This is a genomic window from Micromonospora haikouensis, from assembly GCF_000876225.1.
GTDB lineage: Bacteria > Actinomycetota > Actinomycetes > Mycobacteriales > Micromonosporaceae > Micromonospora > Micromonospora haikouensis.
In genome coordinates this window covers 1,207,710-1,227,208 of record NZ_JXSX01000003.1, presented here as the reverse complement: position 1 = coordinate 1,227,208, position 19,499 = coordinate 1,207,710, and the positions used below count along the sequence as shown (strand labels likewise).

Genomic DNA, 19,499 nt, shown 5'->3' with positions numbered 1-19,499 from the left:
ATTAGAGACTTCCACCTCACCCGAGGCCGACCCGTCACCCGCTGACAACTCCACACCTTCAACAAACCCCACTGAGACACATGTGGAACACACTCCGATGCCCTACCCGCCGCATCCCACCCTCGATGAGATCCGCTCGTCTTCGTGTCACTAGACCTGCAGAAGATGGTTAGCCTACATCTCACTGGCGGGCCGGGCTCTGATCAACCGCTTACTCTACTCCGGAGCCGCAAAGTCAGCTTGGAGAAGGTTCACCCTCCACGACTTCAATTTCAATTGGCTCCAGCCCGTTCAGATAGAGAACATATCCCGCCTCGCCGTCATCAACCAGGTCAACCGGAATCACCTCAAGCACATACTCAGGTCGAGGAAGGAACCCGAAATCAGCAGGAGGGTCGAACCTCCCAATCCCGATGACTCGAACTTTTGTTGGCGGAATCCCCACGAAGCACGCGTCTCCGCTATTTAACTCCGAAGGGTCTGGCTCCAGCCTCCAGGGCGTGTTGACCCAATCGTAGGCGTCGGGATCGCGTGGAAAACCCAAGGTGCCATCCCATGAGTTTTCCGAATCCGGATCAATCTCCCGCCAAGGCCAAGCGATGGTCAGTCGCCGAGGGGCCACCCTTGCGACGCGCGCTTCCGACGCCTCCGCGGAGATCAAGAGCACGTCACCCACCTTATAGCCAAGCACCTCCGGCAAACCATCTCTCTTCACACCTACCAGTCCTCCTGCCAGAACAACGAAAACGGAGTCTTGTCCGCTCGGCCGCCGAAATACCCAGCACCGCCGAACCTCATTCCATTGCCATTAAGCAGCGGATAGCAGGTGTCCCAGCAGATATTTCGCGACGTCCCACCAAACCCTACAACCTCATCAGGACCGAGGTTATTTATAATCGTCTCTTCAGCGTGACCGGCACCCTGCACGAACTTCTCGTTCCGCCCAAGCGTCCACCCGACGGGCATTGAGCCGTCACCGTTAACGGCGATATGATTCGTCCATTTCCCCGTTGCCTTACTGTACACACCCATCACTGATGTCGTTCCATGATTCGCCGCATTCGGGTAGTCATTTCGCAACCCCTGAAGGTCTTCCGCGCGGTCGCGGGCAAGCTTGGCATCGAGCTCACTCGGCCCGCCGCAGTTGTGGACGAGGACCGGCGCGGTGCCGGCGATCACATAGTACGTGTGGATGTCGGCAACGGTGAGGTCGTACATCGGCTGGTCGCCGGTGTGGTTGCGTACCGCAGTGACGGTGACCTGGCGGCCGGGTCCGCCGCCACCCATGCCGGCGCCGGTGCCGTCGCCTTCCAGGCGCTTGTCGTCGTGGACCAGCAGCCGGTGGCCGGGCGTGAGTTTGCCGGCGTCGACCCAGCGCCGTTCGGTCGCGTCCCAGAACGGGTGGTGCTCGGTGGTCTTCAGGACCGTCCGCTTGCCCGAGGACGTGTCGCGTACGGTGACGTCGGTCAGCTGACGGTCCTGGTTGAGGTGCAGCTGGGTGACGCGTTTCGCCTCGGTCCGGCCGCTGTGCGGATCGGTAGCCGCCACCTTGTCGCCGATGTGGAGCGCGGAGATGGGGCGGCTGCTGCCGTCGGCGAGCAGGACCCGGGTCGACGGGTCGAAGCTGTGGCAGTTCTCCTGCCGGCGGCCCGACCCCGCCTGCGGCGAGCCGCCACCCGAGGACCGGTCGACCGTACGCACCGACGAACCACCGCCACCGCTCCCGCCCCGACCTCCGCCGCTCTTGGTCGCTGCGGCGCGGGCCGAGGAGCCACCACCGGCCTTCACCGCGCTGCCGCCAGGCATCCGGCTGCCCAGGCTCGGCAGCCGGCCGGCGGCGCCGCCGAGCGCCCGGGTGCCGAGCGCTCCCCCGAGTCGTCCGAGGCCGGCGGACGCGGCGCCGTCGAGACCACCTTCGATCATGGTGCCGGCGAGGCCGCTCCAGGAGAACTCCTGGTCACCGCGGGAGACGTCGACCATGTAGCCGGTTCCTGAGGCGAGCGCCCCCGCGGCGGCGCCGGCGAGGATGAGGCATCCGACGCCGGTGGCGCAGAGGGCGCCGATGGCGACGGTGGCGATCAGGCCGGCGGCGGCGGTGGCGGCGAACCGCCAGGGGTCCTTCTTGATGGCCTTTACGGTGGCTTTGGCGCTGTCGATGGTCTTCTTGACGGTTTTCTTGGCTGTTTCCTTGACGCACTTGCCGACGCCCTTGGACAGGCAGCTGCGGGTGGCGTGGTAGGCGTCCTTGAGGGCTTGGGTCTTCTTCTTCGCCCAGCGGACGGTGGTCTTCTTGACCGTGTGCCAGGCCTTGGTGGCCTTGCTCGTGACCTTCTTGGCGCTGGATTTGACGTCTTTCCAGGCGCGGCCGGAGGAGACGTACTTGAAGGTGGAGGCGGTGTAGTTGGCGGCGGCGCGGAATGTGGAGACGGGGTTGGTGACGACCCTCGCGGCGCTGGAGATGCCCCGCTTGAAGCTGGACCAGCCGAAGTGTCCGGTGGGGTCGATGGTGGTGAGGGGGTTGCCGTCGCCGTACTGGAAGCGGTTGGCGGTGATGGAGTCGGGGACGGGGCTGACGTCGGCGCTGTCGCGGGTGTCGAACTGGCCGGTGGTGGTGTTGTACCAGCGGGCGTGCATGTTGACGCGGCCGGTGAGGGATTCGGTCCACTCCGACTGGTAGCCGAGGTTGCCGACCATGCCGCTGGTGGCGGTCACCTTGCCGAGGGGGTCGTAGGTGGTGGAGCCGGCGATGGTGGTGCCGGTGGCGGTGAACTGGGCGACGACGTCGGTGTGCTGGTCGGTCCAGGTGTATCGGGATCCGGCGCCGGTGCCGCTGCCGGTGCCGAGGAGTTCGCCGGAGGGGCCGCGGGTGTAGGTGGCGGTGCCGTCGCTGGCGAGGTCGTTGCCGAGGCCGGTGTAGGTGAAGCCGGGTTTGAGCGCCCGGCCGAGCGCGTCGTAGGTGTAGGTGGTGCTGGCGCCGCCGGTGCCCTGCTGGGTGATGACCTGGCCGAAGGCGTCGGTCTCGGTGGCGTACGCGGCGGACCCGTTGGCGGTGCTGCGGAGGGTGCCGCGGGCGGTGTAGGTGTAGGTGTAGGTGGTGCCGTCGTTCTGGGTGCTGAGTTGGTTGCGGGCGTCGTAGGTGAAGGTCCTCGACCCGTTCTGGGTGCGGTTGCCGGAGTCGTCGTAGGCGTATGTCGTGTTGGTGGTGCCGTTGTTCCACGAGGTGAGCCGGTCGGCGAGGTCGTAGGTGTAGGTGTTGCTCGCGGATCCGGCGAGCCCGGTGGTGGTCTTCGACGTTTCGTTGCCGTTGTTGTCGTAGCCGTAGGTGATGGAGCCGAGGGTGACGGTGCCGGCGGAGTTCTTGAGGGTGTCGGTCTTGAGTCGGTGCAGCGGGTCGTAGGCGAGGGTGCGGACGTTGTTGTTGGTGCCGTAGGTGATCGTCGCCGGTTGGGAGGTCTTGTTGTAGGTGACGGCGACGTTGATGCCGGTGGTGGGGTTGGCGGTGGTCTTGAGCCGGCCGGCGACGTCGTAGGTGTAGTTGGTGGTGCCGGCGGCGTCCGTGCGGGCGGTCATGCTGCCGTCGCGGTTGTACGAGAAGGAGTTGCTGCCGGTGGGGCCGGTGATGGTCAGCGGAAGGCCCCGGTCGTCGTACCCGATGGTGTTCGTGCCGGAGGGGACGGACAGCGAGGTCAGGCGGCCGGCGTCGTCGTAGTCGAAGACGCGGTCGGTGGTGGTGGCCTCGGCGCCGCTGCCCGCGACCCGGGTGAGCTGGCCGAGGTCGTCGTAGGTGTTGGTGACGGTGACGCCGCCGGGTGAGTCCTGGCGGGCGGGGCGGCCGAGGGCATCGTAGGCGACGGTGAAGGTGCGGTCGGCGACGTTGGGGTAGGCCGGGGTAGCCGGTTCGATCCGCGACTCGGGCAGGCCCCACGAGTTGTAGGTGGTCCAGAAGGCGTTGCCGCGGCCGTCGGTGAACCGGGTCTGGTTGCCGGCAAGGTCGTAGCCGAAGGAGGTGCCGATGGCGGTCGTGGTGGTGACCGGTTGGGTTTCGCTGGTGAGGTTGCCCCGGGCGTCGTAGCCGAAGTTGGTGGTGGTGCCGCGGGCGTCCTTGACCCAGATCAGGTTGCCGTTGTCGTCGTAGCCCATCTTCTCGGTGGTCTGGACGACGTTGCTGGCGTCGAGGTTCTGCACCATCGTGGGACGGCCGACGCCGTCGTAGGCGACGGTGCTTCTGGTCAGGTCCGGCAGGATGGTGCGGACCGGGCGGCCGAGACCGTCGTAGTCGGTGGTGGTCACGTTGTTGGCGCCGTCGGTGACGGTGAGGGGTTCGCCGACCCAGTTGTAGGTGGTGGAGGTGGTAACGCCCTCCGGGGTGGTGACCTTGCGCAGCCAGGGTCCGGCGGCGGGGGTGTTGCCGTACGCGCCGGTGCCATAGTCGTAGGTGGTGGTGTTGGTGATCGGGGTGGGCTGGCGGACGACCTGGCTGCGGGTGAGCACCCGGCCGAGGTAGTCGTACGTGGCGGTGGTCTTGGCGCCGGTGGGGTCGACGGTCTCGAGGAGGTCGCCGACCTTGTCGTACGCGGCGGTGGTGACCTTGCCGGCCGGGTTGGTGACCTGCACGGTGTTGCCGAGCGCGTCGTACTCGAAGGTGGTGGTCTTGCCGCGGGCGTCGGTGGTGGACTCGACCTGGCCGAGCCCGTCGTAGGCGGTGGTGGTCTCGGCGGCGGGGATCGGGCTGCCGCCAGGTGGCGTGTAGGCGGGCCGGATGGTCTTGATCGGTCGGCCGACGGCGTCGTAGCGGGTGGTGAGGACGTTGGTCAGCGGGTCCTGGGTCTCGGTCGGCTCGCCGAAGGTGTTGTAGCCGGTGCGGGACACGGGCACCGCCGGCACGGGCGCGCCGCCGCCGAACGTCTCCGTGGACACCGGCGGGGCGACGACCTTGGCCAGGTTGCCGGGGGCGTCGTACTCGTAGGTGGTGACGTTGCCCATCGGGTCGGTCACGGCAGTGATCAGGCCGCGCTTGTCGACGGTGTAGCTGGTGGTCAGCTTCTTCGGGGTCACCGTCGTGGTGGCCTTGCGGCCGTTGCCGCCGCCGTAGAGGGTGCCGACCTCGTCGGCGCTGAGTTCCTCCTGGAAGATCTGCACGTTGTCGATGGCGCCGTTGACCAGTTGCGCCTCGTTGGGGCCGATGAGGATGCCGCCGACGGACAGTGGGGTGACGGCGTTCCAGGGGGTGGGCTGGGTGGTGCTCCCCGACAGCGAGCCGTTGACGAACAGGCTCATCTCCTTGGTGCCGGCGTCGAACACGGCGACCAGGTGGGCCCAGGTGTTCACGGCCGGCACGGCGCTGGAGCGCGCGGCGCTCCAGGTCGTGGAGGTGGTGTCCGTCCGGGCGGCGGCGAACTCCCACCGGTTGTAGGACTTGCTGTACTTGAGGAAGAAGGCCCCGTTGTTGTTGCCGCCCTCGCCGACGACCGTCTGGTCCTGGTTGAGGTCGCTGAGCTTGACCCAGGCGGACACCGAGTACGACTGGGTGGTGTTCAGCGACGGCTGCATGGTCTGCAGAACGTTGGTGCGGGTGAACAGCGCGGCGCCGTCGGAGCGGCCAACCGGGCCGTTGTACGAGTAGAGGGTGCGCTGCGACGGCGAGGAGTCGTACGCCTCGTAGCCCGCCGCCTCCTCCATCCGCCACCAACCGGTGGGTAGCGCCCCGCTCTTGACGCTGACGCTCTCCGAGGTCACCCGGCCCATCGGGTCGAAGGTGTTCTCCACGGTCTGCAGGGGCGTTTGCAGCTGCCCGACGAGGCTCTGGGTGCTGACGACGTGGTCGTCGGCGTCGTACGAGTACTTGGTGACCCGTTCGAGGTCGCCCGGCTGCTCGGTCGAGGAGACGAGCCGCCCGGCGGCGTCGTAGCTGTAGGTGGTCCAGTTGGCACCGTTGTCGGCGCGCTGGCTGATGACGTTGCCGATGGCGTCGACGCTGTTCTCCTCGCGGACGAACCGCTTGACGCCGTCGGTGCGGGTGACCTTCGTGACGTTGTCGTTGAAGTCGTACTCGTACTCCGTCACCCAGTTCATGGCGTCGGTGTCGGAGGCGAGGTTGCCGTTGGCGTAGTAGGCCTTCGACGACACGCGGGTGTTGGTGCCGTCGGCGCCGGTGATCGTGGTGGTGAGCTGTTGTCCGGCCGCGTCGTAGGTTTCCGTCTTGGCGCGCAGGACGTCGCCGGTCGGGCAGGGGCTCGTCGGGGGTGGGCTGGTGGCGCACGCCACGGTTCTGGTGGTGTTGCCGTAGTCGTCGTACTCAAAGAGGGTGACTGCTCCGACGGCGTCGACGGTCTTGACCAGATGACCGTGCAGGTTGTAGTCGCTGGTGGAGTCGCGGGGCGCGTCCCCGCCGGTGGTGTCCTCGACCTTGCGGTAGGTGACGTTGCCGTCGGCGTCGTAGGTGGTCGTGGTCCTGGCCGTGTGGGTCGCGCCGGTCACCTGGTTGAGCACCGGCGGGTCGAGTTGCTCGACGACCTGCCCGGCCGCGTCGTAGGTGTAGGTGGTGGTCAGGTCACCGACGGGCGCTTCGGCCTTGACGGTCTTGGTGCGGGTGCGGCCGATTCCGTCGTAGGTGAACTCGGTGACCAGCCCGGCGGGGTCGGTGATGCGGACGGCGTCGCCAGCGGAGTTGTACTGCGTCTGCTGCGTGGCGCCCTTGGCCGACACGGTGGTCAGCGGGAGGCCGGGTGGGACGGTGCCGCCCCCGACCGCGGGTGTCGTCGCGGTGGAGTACGTCATCGTCGTGGTCCGCCCGGACGCGTAGCCGGGGACGGGTGGGGAGGTGACGCTGACCCGGTTGCCGGCGGTGTCGTAGCCCAGCTTGGTGAGGTGGGTGTTGTCGGTGGCGCCCTGCGAGCGGGCGTCGCGCACCTCGATGAGCTGGTCGTTGCGCGGGTCCGGGGTGAGGTTCACGGTGGTGGAGTCGGGCCAGTACTTGTAGTACGTGCTGTCGCACGTCGTCTGGTCGCGGCAGACGGTGGAGCGGATGGTGTTGCCCCGCACGTCGCGGCCGGAGGCCGTCTTCATGCCGAGCGGGTCGAACTCCACGGATTCGAAGCCGCCGACGTCGTAGCCGTAGGAGGTGGTCCGGCCGAGCGCGTCGGTGGCGGCGATGAGCCGGTTGCCGTTGACGATGTCGTAGACGTCGGTGGACGTCTTGTTTGCCGGGTCGGTGGTGGTGACGGTGGCGACGGGGGTCAGGGTCGCCGTGGGGCCGGTCTGCGCGGCGCTCTTCGCGGCCCGGTAGTGGGCGTCGACCTCCGCCGATGGGAGTTCCCGGTCGTAGTAGGCGAACTCGGCGATGTTGCCCTTGAAGTAGCTGACGTCCCCCGACGAGCTGGGCCAACCCTTGGTCGTGCCGGCGCCGAGGTAGGAGACGGTGGCGTTGGTGGCGACCATGGCGCCGAGGAAGCCGACGATCTTGTTGTCGAGGTAGAGGGTCTGCCGGGTCGTCGACGCGGACAGCACCACGTGGTGCCACTTGCCGTCGTTGACCTTCGTGGTGGAGGTGATGGGCGCGTTCCAGGTGCCGTTGTAGAACTCGCCGCGCAGCAGGCCGTCGGCGCCGACGTACAGCGCGGGCGTCCAGTTCGTGGTGGCGGGGGCGTTGTTCAGCTCGTTGCGTTGGTAGGAGTAGAGGACCCCGCTGGCGGCGTGGTTGGCGGGCGTCTTGAACCACATCTCGACGGTCGTGTTGTCCACGAGCGGGAAGTCGACGCCCGGATAGACCTGGTTGGCGGGATTGTATGGTCGCACGTAGGACGAGGTGCCGTTGAAGATCGCGCCGTAGGTGTCGGAGAACGGGCTGGTGTCCGACTGGTTGGTGTCGAAGGTGACCGCGTTGTAGCGGGCCTCGTGGCTGTGCACCACGTTGACGGCATCGGCCGGCGCCTCGACGTCCCCCAGCCGCCAGTAGTCAGTGGGCTGCGAGCCCAGCACCGACGACATGTACACCAGGCTGGACCCGGACGCGGACGGCGCGCCGACCTTCCACACGCCGCCGTTCTCGTCGGTGATCTGGGCGACCCGGCCGGTGATGCTGTGGTAGACGACCTGGGCCTGGACCCGCCCGGAGGCGCTGGTCACCAGGGACAGCTGCGGGGTGCCGGCGCGACCCGACTCGTACGCCGCGGCGACGTCCGTGCCCGTCAGGCCCCGGTTGTGGTAGGCGACGTCGGCGATCGACCCGGTGAAGAAGGTGGCCGTCGGCGTGCTGTGCGGCTGGTTGGGCCAGGCGCCGCCGAGGAACCCGGCGCCGAGGTAGGCGTTGCCGGCGTCGAGGCTGTGCAGGTTGATCGCGCCGGTCAGGCTGCCGATCTGGGTGCCGTCGAGGAACAGTTGCTGGCTGCCGCCGTTGCCGGCGAGGACCACGTGGTGCCACTGTCCGTCGGTGACCGGGCCGGGCGAGGACATCGCGCCCGCCGGGTTCGCGGTGCCCAGTTCGCCGTGGAGCCTGCCGTCGGAGCCGACGTAGAGGGCGGGGACGTATGCCGCGGATGTGGTGGCGGCGGGCGTGACCTGGTCCTTCTGGTAGCTGAACAGCACCCCGTTGGGGGTGCTTGTCTTGAACCACAGGCCGATCGACTGGTACGCGCTTTCGGCGACGGCCTTCGCGGGCAGGGCGACACGTGAGGTGGTGCCGTTGAACGTCGCGGACGTCGACGTCGAGTCCGGCAGCGCCGCCGCGCCGCCGAGGGTGACGTCGGTGTAGGTGCCGGTGTCGGCGCCGTCCTTGGAGATCACCGCGCTGAGGGCGGCGGTGGCGTTCGGGGCGTCGTTGAGGCGCCAAAACGCGTACGGGTCGCTGTTGAGGACGGTGTTGACGTGCTGGGATACCGACGTGTAGCCGTAGGTGTCGCACTGGGTGCCGGCGTCGGGTTCGCAGACCGACGTGAGCAGGTCGCCGTCGTAGCCGTAGGTCCAGGTCTGGACGGTTCCCGGGTCGGCCGGCACGACCGGGTCGGTGCTGACGGTGGCGACGTGCGCGACCGTGGCGGTCGGCGGCGTCGACCAGGTGAACGACAGGCTCCGGTTGGACGCCGCCGACGTCATCGTCTCCAGCCGGCCGCCGGTGCCGTACTGGAAGGTCAACGCGCGGCCGGAGGCGTCGGCGATCTTCGTGATCCGGTGCACGCCGGTCCCGGTGGCCTGGGTGAACTCGTAGGACGTGGCGTCCTTGTCCGTCAGGGAGTACCCGCCGGTGATCGGCTTGAACACCGAGTGGCGGCCCAGCGGCGCGACCCAGGTGCCGCTGTTGTTGCGGCCGAACGCCACCTCCTGCCCGTCGGGGTAGCGCACCGTCACCGTCTGCAGGGTGTTCGAGGCGTCGCGGTTCTCGGAGGTGCGCATGTCGAGGATCGACGACCAGCCTCGACCGAAGGCGTTGTCGGTCCTGGTGTCGAGGCTGTTGTAGTCGCGGTTGACGGCCAGCGCCGGTCCGACGGTGGTGACCTGCGCGTCGGTGTCGGAGGTCGTGTAGTTGCCGACGTTGCCGTCGTAGCCCTTGCCGCCGTTCTGGGCGAGCGCGGAGGTGACCGGGGGCTGTGGCACCTGGGGGGTGAACGCGTACATCGGTGTGGTGGCGCCGGTGGAGGAGTAGTCACTGACCTGGACCGCGTACAGGTAGGTCTTCTTCCACTCCAGCACCCCGGCGGGGACCTTCCACACGCCGCCGGCCACCCAGCCGGAACTGGTGATCTGCGTCGCCTGGTCGTTGTAGATGAGGAAGTTGAACCGCAGGCCCTTCGCCGGCCAGTTGTCCGGGTCGTGGCCCTGGGCGATCAGTTCCGGGGTGAGGGTGTCGACGGTGCCGTTGTTCGTCGGGTACCGCAGGTCGACCTGCGGGGCGACGTTGTCGGTGTAGGTGACGTCGATGAAGGGGCCGCAGTCGATCAGCCCGTAGACGCTGTTGTTGCAGTCCAGGTCGGCGTTGGCCGACGTGAACCGCTTCCACGCGACGGTGTCGGTCTCCGAGGCGGTCAGGGCGAGCCCGTAGTTGCTCGCACCGGTCACCCACTCGTTGACCTCGGTGGCGTTCAACGGCACGGACACCCAGGTGCCGACGGTGCGGACCGCGTTGACGTTGCCGCACGCGGCGGCGCTACTCGGCGACGCGTTACCGATCGAGCTCGTGTAGGAGGGGAAGTTGCTGTAGGTGACCGACGCCGCCGACCAGCTCTGCGTCACCCGGTGCACGTCGAACCGGCGGGCGGCGCACTCCCCGCCGAGGCCCTGGTAGCTCATGAACACGTTCAGGTCGGCCGCGCTGAGCCGCTTGCCCGCGTAGGTGGTGCCGAAGGTGGGGAAGGGCAGCAGCGCCTTGGCGCTGCCGGTGCCGAACGACCCGACAGCGACGTTGTCCGCGGTGAACCGTGCGGTGGTGCTGTCCGACTGCACGTACGTGTCGTCGGTGTTCGTGGCGATGGTGCCGGTGGTCGGGTCCAGCTCCACCGGGAACTTCCGTGCCGGGTCCCGCAGCCAGGCGCCGTCGATCGACACCTTCAGCGCCTGCCCGTCGCCGTGCTCGACGATGGCGTAGCGGATGTCGTGGGAGGTCGCCTTCGCCCCGGTCCGGTCCACCGCCGAGTCCTGCATCCACCCGACCGGCATGACGGCGACCGCCGTGCCGTCCCCGTCGAGGAAGCGCACCGCGCCGTTGTCGTCGACGCGCGCCGTCAGGCCGGTCAGGTGCAGCGGGTACAGGTACTCGGTCGTCACGTCCGCCGAGTGGAAGACGAGGCTCTCCTTGACCGCGTTGCCGCTGACGCGGAGCGTCAGGTCGACGTTGGGAAACACGCCCGGATAGGTGGCGACACCGCGCTCGACCGACGCCGTGCTGGGCGCGGCTCCGGCCAGGTCGTAGCCGAGGCTCTGCCCACCCGGGAGACCCATCCGCACCAGCGGGGTCCCCGGATCGGTGCTTCCGGCGAGGGACACGTCGATCGGGACGGCCCTGGCCCGCAGGCGCCCGCCGGCGGAGGTGAGGCTGTTGTCGATCCGCTGCCAGCGTCCCTGCCGGTCCTTGAAGTTCACCGGGCTCTGCCGCACCCGGCGGGTATAGGAGCCGTCCGGGTTCTGGAAGACATCGGAGGTGCTGGTGGACGCCTCCGGGACGTGCCTGCTGGCCGCGGGGTCGAACCCGTCGGCGGAGCGGGTGGTGCGCTTGCCCGTGGCGGGCTTGCGCGACGTGTGCAGCGCCAGCTCGCCCGGGGCAGGCCGCACGGCGCTACGGTCCTGCACGGTCGGCGAGTCGACGTAGTGCCCCCGCTGGGGCGACCGGCCCATCTGCTGTTTCGGAACCGCCGGGTCGGCCCACGAGAACCTGAGCGCCAGCAGGTCAGACAGCCAGGACAGCGGGAACCCGGTGTTGCCCTGGTGAGGCAGCGGCGCCTTCGGAGCGGCAACCGTCATCAGCATCGTCAAGACGAGGACGATCGCCAGGCGACCGGTGGCCCGACGTCGACGACGGCGGCCGGGGCGGCCACGTACCGCTAGCTGAGCATGCTGCCACCGACCGCCCATGGCAGCCCTCCCCCGTTGATCAGATCACACCGAGAGCAAAGCTTCGTGGACGCTCCGTGATAACACAAGCATGGAAGTATGTAAGTTTATCTGGTAGACGTGGCGGCCCAGACCTCGCCGACCGCCGCCTCGACCCCCGCGCGGACGCCGTCGCCCGAGGCAGCCGACACGACCCGGGCACCCTCCACCTCGGACCCCACCGTCACGTAGCGGGGCTTCGGGAACCGGCTCCTCCCCTGCTCCACCGCCGCCACCGGCGCCTCGCCCACCGCCACCACGACCCCACACCCCTCCAGCGCCAGGGTGTTGAAGTACGCCAGCGCGTTCGCCGACGTCTGCGGCCCCTCGACGGCGAGGTACTGCACCTTGATCGAATGGGCGGCCGAGGCGGACTGCATGCCAGCCCAGGCCGCCTTCGCCTGCTCGCCCGCGAGACCCTTGCCGTCGGTCAGCAGACACGCGGTGAAAGCCTCGTACTGCCGCTCGCGCGGCTCCGGAACCGGTCGATCCCGCGCGACGAGCGCCCAGACCCCGACGGCGGTCAACCCCACCACGGCAAGCAACGAGGCCAGAACAACCGGCCGACGCAACCAACTCATCCGACCTCATCACCGTCAGCGACACGGACACAACAGTCTGAATCCGGGTGAGCGTAGTCGACGCTGAGGCGCGGTCCCGCCCCGCTGGCGCGAGGCTGTCGTAGGCGGTTGAAGCCGAACGGCACGGACGGCGTCGCGGAGATGCCGACCCTGGCCTTCGGCAGCAACGGGCGGTAGGCGGCCGGACGGCCTATTGCGAACCCGTTGCGGACCTGCTGTAAAGGCAACAGGTGACCGCTAAGCGCTTCTCCCACTTGCCGCCGCGGATCACACCCAAAGCAAGAACAGAACCGTAGCGAGGGCCCCGGTCACCGCGACCGAACCCGCTACCAAGGCTGCGTGGGGAAACCCTCGCCGACGCAGCACGAGAGCCATGACGACCGTGAGCACCAACGCGGACGCGGCTAGAGCGGCGAGCCAGAGGAAGCCGAAGACGCTCAATGTCGCCTCGGGCATGTCCCGGCCGAGACGCATCAGCCAGCCACCGCACGCGGCACCCAGCCAAGCCAATGCCGTGAAGATCGTCATCACCAACGCCCCGGTCTTGGAGGCTGGGACGGGACGGCCGCCAACCGGCACCTCGGCTGACGCCTCTGGGGATTCGGCCGGTTGGATGCACGGCCGCAGAAGTTGGGGAGACGTCACCCGTCGACGGTAGCCGGCTCACTACCCAATTGATCAGCCAGAGGGCGGACCTATACGACCTGGTACACAACATAGGCGTGGGGACTTTGCTGCGGATCTCTGACGGTCGGAGTTCGGGGCAAAGTCCCGAGGCCTTCCGCTCCTGTGGCTCGACGTTGACTTCCCTGCTTCGATTGGAGCGGGGTCTACTCCGCTGCCGGGGAGGCCCGCTGATCCGGGGCAGTACCGCCTGCGATGAAGATGCAAGACTGTTGAGGCTTGACGGGTTTCGGGGAGGAGCGGCCGGTGGCTGATGACGCGCCGACCCCAATCCACCTGCCGACGGTGCTGGACGGCCTTGCCGAGAACCCCGCGCTGCCCGCCGGCATGGTCCGCCGCTTGGTGGGATACCGGCGCGGCTTCGGTCACGTCGCCATGCGCGCCGACCTCACCCTGGACGTGATCGAGGAGATCCTCGCCTCGGGTCATCACCGGCTGCTGCACTCGCTCGCACTCAACCCTCAGTTGCCGCACACTGTCCGGATGCGATTGGCCGCGCACACCGACCCCGCCGTCCGGGCTGCCCTGGCCGCCCACGCCCGTGACGCACCCCGCGAACTGTACGAGCAACTCATAGACGATCCGGACACACGAGTGCGCAGTAACCTTGCCGAACGCGACGACGTACCGGCCGATCTACTGGCCCGGCTCGCCGGCGATCCCGACCCGCAGGTCCGGGCCACGCTCGCACGGTGGTGGACGCAGGCACCGGAGGCGATCCGGCGGGCCCTGCTCACCGACCCCGTCGACGAGGTTCGCGCGGCAGCATGCGCGACCTACTATGCGCGGTTACCGCATCCGGTGCCGCCCCCCGACCTCGTGACGGGACTGCTCGCCGACCCGGTCACCCGCGCCGGAGCGGTCCGCCACGCGATCCTGACCCCGCAACTGGCCGCACAACTGGCCGGCGACCCCGACCACCAGGTCCGCCGCCAACTCGCCGAACACCCACAACTCCCCCCACCAGTACGCGACCTACTCACCGACGATCCCAGCGCGAACGTACGCGTCGGCATCTTCGGCCGCCGAGACACACCCGAACCAGCACGCCACCGCATCTACCAGGACATCCAGCAAGGCAAGCGCCCACTGACCGACCTGCTCAACGACGACCTCGACGACGATGCCCTGCTACAGCAATTCGAAGACCACATGGCCATCGCCGAGCTGCACCACCTGCGGCTCGACTGGGTCACCGCAGACCCACTGCCACACCTCTCCTCGCCATACATCTGCTTCCGCCGCTCCGCAGCACGCAGCCGGACGCTGCCCCCCGACGCGGTCACCCGGCTACTCAACGACAACGACAGCGGCGTACGCACGACCATGGCCACCCATGCTCCGCACCTGGTCGATCCCGCCACGGCCGAGCGCATCGACCGCGAATTCCAGCCAGACAAGAAGACGAACTGGCGTCCGGCCCATGTCTTCACGTTCCCGCCGCAGACCCTGCGCCGGCTGGCCACCGACCCGGACCCACGGATGCGAAGCCTGGCACCCCGAGACCTGGACCTACCCGTCGAACTGGCCGAACGTCTGGCCACCGACCCCGACAGCATGATTCGCCACGCCGTCGCCAGGCACCCGAACCTCCCAGTCCACATACGCCGCGCCCTGCTCGCAGATCCAAACGAGCGGGTAGCGCACGCCACCGCCACAGCACCCACCCTGCCAGTGCCCGAAATGGATCGGCTCCTCACCCTCGCAGGCATCTGACCGGACACCTCGCGCACCGAAACGACTCGAGCCCACGAGAACCTCTTACCGAGCGTTACGATCCTAGACCTATCATTGCTCGTCAAAAGTGGTCGCTGAACTGGGTAGACCTTGGCCGACGTCCTGTCAATGCTTGTCACCTGCGGTAGCTACTTCGCGGGGGTTTTCAGGGGGTGAACGGGGGCCATCCCGATGCCTGGGGCCATCCGGCGGCGGCCTGCGAATCCGGAGGCCACCAGCGCCCGCGCCCGCAGACTGGTCTGTGCTCATGCCGAGCGACCGACGCACTATCCCTGGTCGGCGCCGCCATCCATGTGTGTGACACTCGGTGCCAACGGCATCATGCGATCATCTTGGGATGCTCCAGGTCATCACGGGGATGTACTTCGGTGACGTCGCGCTGAACGCGACGGAGCATCGCCGAACCCTATTCACCAACGCGGACTTCTCGGCGGTCGGGCCGGTCGACCTGCCCGTGGGCACCCTGACACCGGCGATCGACACGGATGTCGTGAACACCGAGCCCTTTCCAACCTGATCTTGCAGGTCAGGCTGGTAGCTCTGGGCCGCCGATCGATGAGGGCGAGGCTCCAGGTAAGACAGCAAATCGACCAAAACCCGATGCCCCGACCGGGAGCCTCGCCTGTGCTGTCTTACCCGTCCACGATCTCGTTGTCCAGCCGGACCCTAAACCACCTGGCCGATCGCATCCGAAGCCACCGCCACCAGCGCCGATCCAGGTGGCGGCGCCTCGACGCGGGACGGCAGGCACTTCTCGCCCTGGCTCATCTGCGCAACGGCGACACCTACACCCGCCTCGCTGCCGGATTCACCGTCGGCGTGAGCACCGCATGGCGGTATGTCCAGGAAGCGATAGCCCTGCTCGCGACGGCCGCCGATGACCTGGCCACCGCCATGCACCGGATCCGCCGACTGGCGTACGCGATCCTGGACGGCACCCTGATCCCGATCGACCGGGTCGCCGACCAGAAGCCGTACTACTCCGGGAAACACAAGCGCCACGGCGTGAACGTGCAGGTCATCGCGGATGCCGCCGGCCGCCTCGTCTGGGCTTCACCGGCGCTGCCCGGCTCGGTCCATGATCTGACCGCCGCCCGCACCCACGGCATCATCGAGGCGCTGACCAGCGCGAACGTGATGACCTTCGCCGACAAGGGCTACCAGGGTGCTCGCGGCAGCGTGCGTACCCCGTTCAAACGGCACCGCTTTCGGCCGAAGCTGTCACGCCGGCAGAAGGCCGTCAACCGGGCACACGCGAAGATCCGCGCCCGTGGCGAACGCGCGATCGCCACCCTCAAGACCTGGAAGGTCCTGGCCAAGCTGCGCTGCTGCCCACGGCGATCGACTCCGATCGTGCAGGCCATCCTCGTTCTGCACCACGTCGAAGCCAACCGCTACGCAGGATGAAAAGGGCTCACCGTCCTGCTCGAGTACACCGAGCGGTTGGAAGCCGTCCTGCCCGACGGCACCGAGGACTTCATGATCTCGACTGGTGGCGACGAGATCGCCGACGATCTGGCCGTTGTACTGTCGTTCGCACTGAACGCTACGTTCACCCCGATTCGGGAGAAGGCTGACCGCCTGATCAAAGAGCCCTCGGACTCGACCCGACGGTTGGTGCCTGCGGACGTTCTGCCCCGCACGTTCACCCCGCGTCTAGTCCTGCGTGCCACCGACGTCGAGGCTCTGCTCGCCTTCACGACGAGCCTGCTCGCGCTCAACCGCAGGGTGTATGAGCAGGCGATGAGAGCGATGCGCCGCATCGTCACCGCCAGCGAGCGGGTCGCCGAGGACCCCACGCTTGCCTACACCGATTACGTCGCGGCGCTGGAGTCTCTGTCGGTAGACACCGAAGTCCCTGATACGGGTTGGGACCGTTACCCGCACGAGAAGAAGAAGATCCTCGGCCCGGCGCTCGCCAAGCTAACCGGAGAACAAGCCGAACAGATGCGCTCGGCGATTCTGGAGGCGGAAAAAGCGGGCGTCGCCGCCCGTTACAAGGCATTCATGCATAGCCACATCCGCCCCAGCTTCTTCCGCGAGGAAGCCATCGGTGTAGTCCTGCCCGTGACCGAGCCTGCCCTGCCGTCGCTGGTCGCTCAGTCGTACACCACCCGTTCGAAAAGCGTCCACGAGCTCAGGGAACTGCAACGGGAGACTTGGCTGCATGCCGGCGGCGCCCACACTGCCGATGTGCCGGGCGTCGGGCTGGTGCTCACGCACGAGGGTCTCAACCGACTGGCGCGGCACGTGGTCAGGACCTTCGTCCAGCGCGGCTCGACCGAACTCGACCGCGACTACCGGTGGCGTAATCACCTGCCCAACGTCATCCAGGTCCGGTTGGCTCCGGAGTTCTACCTGGGACGCCCCGACGCGATGACCAAGACCACCGCCGCCGCTAGGGCCGGCGAGTTCTTCGGCTACGTCATCGAGGTCCTGGCTGGACGCGACGAGCAGATGCGCGTCGACATGCGCCCGGTGCTCGAACGCATCGAACTCATGCTGGCCACGCACCGCAAGCGCGCGGTCCGCGAGCCAATGTTGGCCATTTACCTGCTCTGGCACCGGCTCATGGAACCCCAGTACCACCGTCCCGCGCCCGACAAGGTACTCACGGCGGCACTCACAGAACTTCAGGAACCGAGCATGTTCGCGTTCACCACCGGAGTTCTGCTCGGCCGCACCCCGCCGTGGTCCGTAGACGCGGTATGTGATCTCGCCGAGCAGCGATACGAAGACATGCGCCGGCGCGCGCCCGTCGAGTTGCCCATGCGAGTAGACGCTGCCCTCTGGGCGCTCGTCGCGCAGCGCCTGCTGGATGACGGCGCACCCACAACACTTGTCTACGCGGCGATCGACCGGGCGGTGAAGTGCTCTCCAGGCGACGAGGACGTCATGGCACTCGAACGACGGTTCGCCGCCGGCCAGCTGGACGATCTCGACCTGCAGGCGTTGATCCTCGGCCGGTCGCCGCTTGAGCACTCGGGTACTCCTTAGCCGAGGAGCGAGCAGCCGTGCGGTGTCCGCATCGCCGGCATGGCGAGTGGCCCGCCGGCGGCGATGACCGTGCAGTGGCGCAGACACTGACTGACTCGGGATTGCCGTCGCCGGTCGGCGTTGGCGTCCATGAACCCGCGCGGATCGGGCCAGCCGTCCTCATCCGGTCCGGCCCGGTATTCGATAGAAGGAGTGACTCTGCTGGCCGGTGTCCCCATCCATGGCGGGCATCTTCGCACCGCCGACGAGAGAGGCAGACCGATGACCATGTTGCGGCGCTGGTAACGGTTCAGGACCCCAGGCAACTGATCCCGGAACGTGCGACGGCATCCCTGGTTCGGGTACACCAGACGACTACACGCACCCACGCCACCACCGGGTGGGCATCAACCGGCACGTCCGCGAGGGGGCATCGGCCGCACCTGCGGCCGGACTACGGTCAGAGCCGGAGGTGAGCGGTGAGGCTCAACATTGATTCGGACCTACAGAAGGCACTTCACACGCTGGAGGGTATGGCCGACAAGACCAAGCGAGGTCGGCTCTTCGAGAATCTGGTAGCGGACCTGTTCCGTGCCAACCACTTCGACGTGCGCCTTAACGCGGGCGTCGCCCGCCCCCGGCAGACTGATCTGCTTGCTACCAGGGCGGCAGAGGTCTACCTAATCGAATGCAAGTGGCGCTCGGCCAGGGCGGACATCGATGCGATCGACAGCCTCAGGGCCCGGCTAAGGCGCACAAGCGGCGCTATCGGGCTGATGATCGGCATGGCCGGATTCTCCGGTACCGCGATCTCCGAGGTTGCCGACCACCGTGAGCAGCCAGTCCTGCTGCTCTCGGGAGACGAGCTCCGCCGCGTAGTTGACCGACCCGCAGCGCTGCTCGATCTGCTGTGGCGGAAGGGTGAGTCACTACGCGTTGACGGGCAGGCGCTCGTGGACGAGCCTGCTCGCAGGCAGCCCCGACGTAAACCCCTGACGCTCCCTGATTCGCCGACCCGATTCGTCAGCCCCGCACACCAGCACATGTCGCTGATTGAGACTGGCGGTGGCTTCGGCCAGCTCACCTTCACCCACGATCTGGTCGACATCGACTGGGTTGCGGCCTCCGGCAGCGGTGTCACCTTGGACGTCCCAGTGCCAGTGCTTAGCGAACGCGGCGTACTCGACCTGCTCGACAAACTTGCCAGCCTCGGTTGGGCGTCGTCGGACGCTCGGTGGAGCATCCATCAATCCACGACCAGCTGGCACGGATTCGGGGCCGCAGCGTTCGCTGCCGAACTGCCACAGTGGAAGCAGCGCGCCGATCGACCTAACAGCCACCACAGTGAGGAGTTCTGTTATCTCGACAGCTGCACCGGAGGCTTCTACACCCTGACCTCAAGTATCTCGGCTGAGCGCACCAGGTGGGCGACGCAGACCGTGTTGAGCTTCCAGCTACAGGGAATCCCCTTGGACGTCGCGCCACTACTACAGCTCTGCCGGGCCATCGGCATTCACGACAACCTGCACTTCCGCCCCCTGACCGCCAGATCAACCCGAACCGTCCACCTCCCGGACTGGATGACAAGCAGTGTCGAGCCTGGCGCCCACATCGTCACTCCCGGCACCGACATCGATCCCCATCCTGAATGGGTAACCGGGGTTGTCTTGCCAAACCCGCTGCGCCAGTCTCGTTGGAGAAGCGATCCCCTTCGAGCCAAAGCCGACCTCTACGACTTAGAGGTACCGGAGTCGCTGATCTGTCACCTCGGCGATTTTCACCCCACCAACGACGGTAGAAAGTACACGTACCGGCTCCAGCGCATCGAAAAGACCCGAACCTCCGAGGGCATTGTCTACCGACCTGTCGCTCGCTGGGACTTCGCCCACGACGAAGAGGCGACAGACATCAGCCCTGACTGAATCCGCTGCCACCTGCCAGCCG

Annotated in this window: 9 protein-coding genes and 1 pseudogene; 5 read left to right on the top strand and 5 right to left on the bottom strand. The window is 67.5% G+C overall.

Annotated features, from left to right (window positions below; translation table 11 throughout):
• Positions 1-235 precede the first annotated feature (235 nt).
• The 4 genes from TK50_RS33940 to TK50_RS26695 all read right to left on the bottom strand — a co-directional run bounded on the left by TK50_RS33940 (position 236) and on the right by TK50_RS26695 (position 12,686).
• On the bottom strand, positions 236-667 hold the full coding sequence (locus TK50_RS33940) for a hypothetical protein (RefSeq protein WP_144420401.1): 432 nt from the start codon (positions 665-667) through the stop codon (positions 236-238).
• Positions 668-717: 50 nt separating this feature from the next.
• On the bottom strand, positions 718-11,448 hold the full coding sequence (locus tag TK50_RS35510) for a LamG-like jellyroll fold domain-containing protein (protein WP_052503931.1): 10,731 nt from the start codon (positions 11,446-11,448) through the stop codon (positions 718-720).
• Between the two features lie 197 nt (positions 11,449-11,645).
• Entirely contained in the window at positions 11,646-12,158 is a 513-nt protein-coding gene (locus tag TK50_RS26700) for a type 1 periplasmic-binding domain-containing protein (RefSeq protein WP_052503930.1), read from the bottom strand.
• A gap of 267 nt (positions 12,159-12,425) precedes the next feature.
• Entirely contained in the window at positions 12,426-12,686 is a 261-nt protein-coding gene (locus TK50_RS26695) for a hypothetical protein (RefSeq protein ID WP_043968120.1), read from the bottom strand.
• 402 nt (positions 12,687-13,088) lie between these two features.
• Here TK50_RS26695 and TK50_RS26690 point away from each other — a divergent pair, with 402 nt between their 5' ends.
• The 4 genes from TK50_RS26690 (at position 13,089) to TK50_RS26675 (ending at position 17,576) form a co-directional block, all read left to right on the top strand.
• Complete coding sequence (locus TK50_RS26690; protein ID WP_043968119.1) at positions 13,089-14,558, top strand: hypothetical protein; 1,470 nt, start codon at positions 13,089-13,091, stop codon at positions 14,556-14,558.
• A 358-nt stretch (positions 14,559-14,916) separates the two neighbouring features.
• Entirely contained in the window at positions 14,917-15,096 is a 180-nt protein-coding gene (locus tag TK50_RS26685) for a hypothetical protein (RefSeq protein ID WP_043968117.1), read from the top strand.
• Positions 15,097-15,203: 107 nt separating this feature from the next.
• The gene (locus TK50_RS26680; protein WP_043962090.1) at positions 15,204-15,986 is read left to right on the top strand and encodes an IS5/IS1182 family transposase; all 783 of its coding nucleotides are present in this window, start codon (positions 15,204-15,206) and stop codon (positions 15,984-15,986) included.
• Between the two features lie 36 nt (positions 15,987-16,022).
• Positions 16,023-17,576 carry a hypothetical protein gene (locus TK50_RS26675; protein WP_043968115.1) on the top strand — a complete coding sequence of 518 codons (1,554 nt, stop codon included), beginning with the start codon at positions 16,023-16,025 and terminating at the stop codon, positions 17,574-17,576.
• Positions 17,577-17,809: 233 nt separating this feature from the next.
• On the opposite strand, the pseudogene TK50_RS35755 reads toward TK50_RS26675, so the two are convergent.
• A pseudogene (locus TK50_RS35755) lies at positions 17,810-17,982 on the bottom strand (ISL3 family transposase); the annotation flags it as partial.
• A 106-nt stretch (positions 17,983-18,088) separates the two neighbouring features.
• Here TK50_RS35755 and TK50_RS26670 point away from each other — a divergent pair.
• Positions 18,089-19,477, top strand: a complete 1,389-nt coding sequence (locus TK50_RS26670; protein WP_063838647.1) for a restriction endonuclease — start codon at positions 18,089-18,091, stop codon at positions 19,475-19,477.
• The last annotated feature ends 22 nt before the right edge of the window (positions 19,478-19,499 follow it).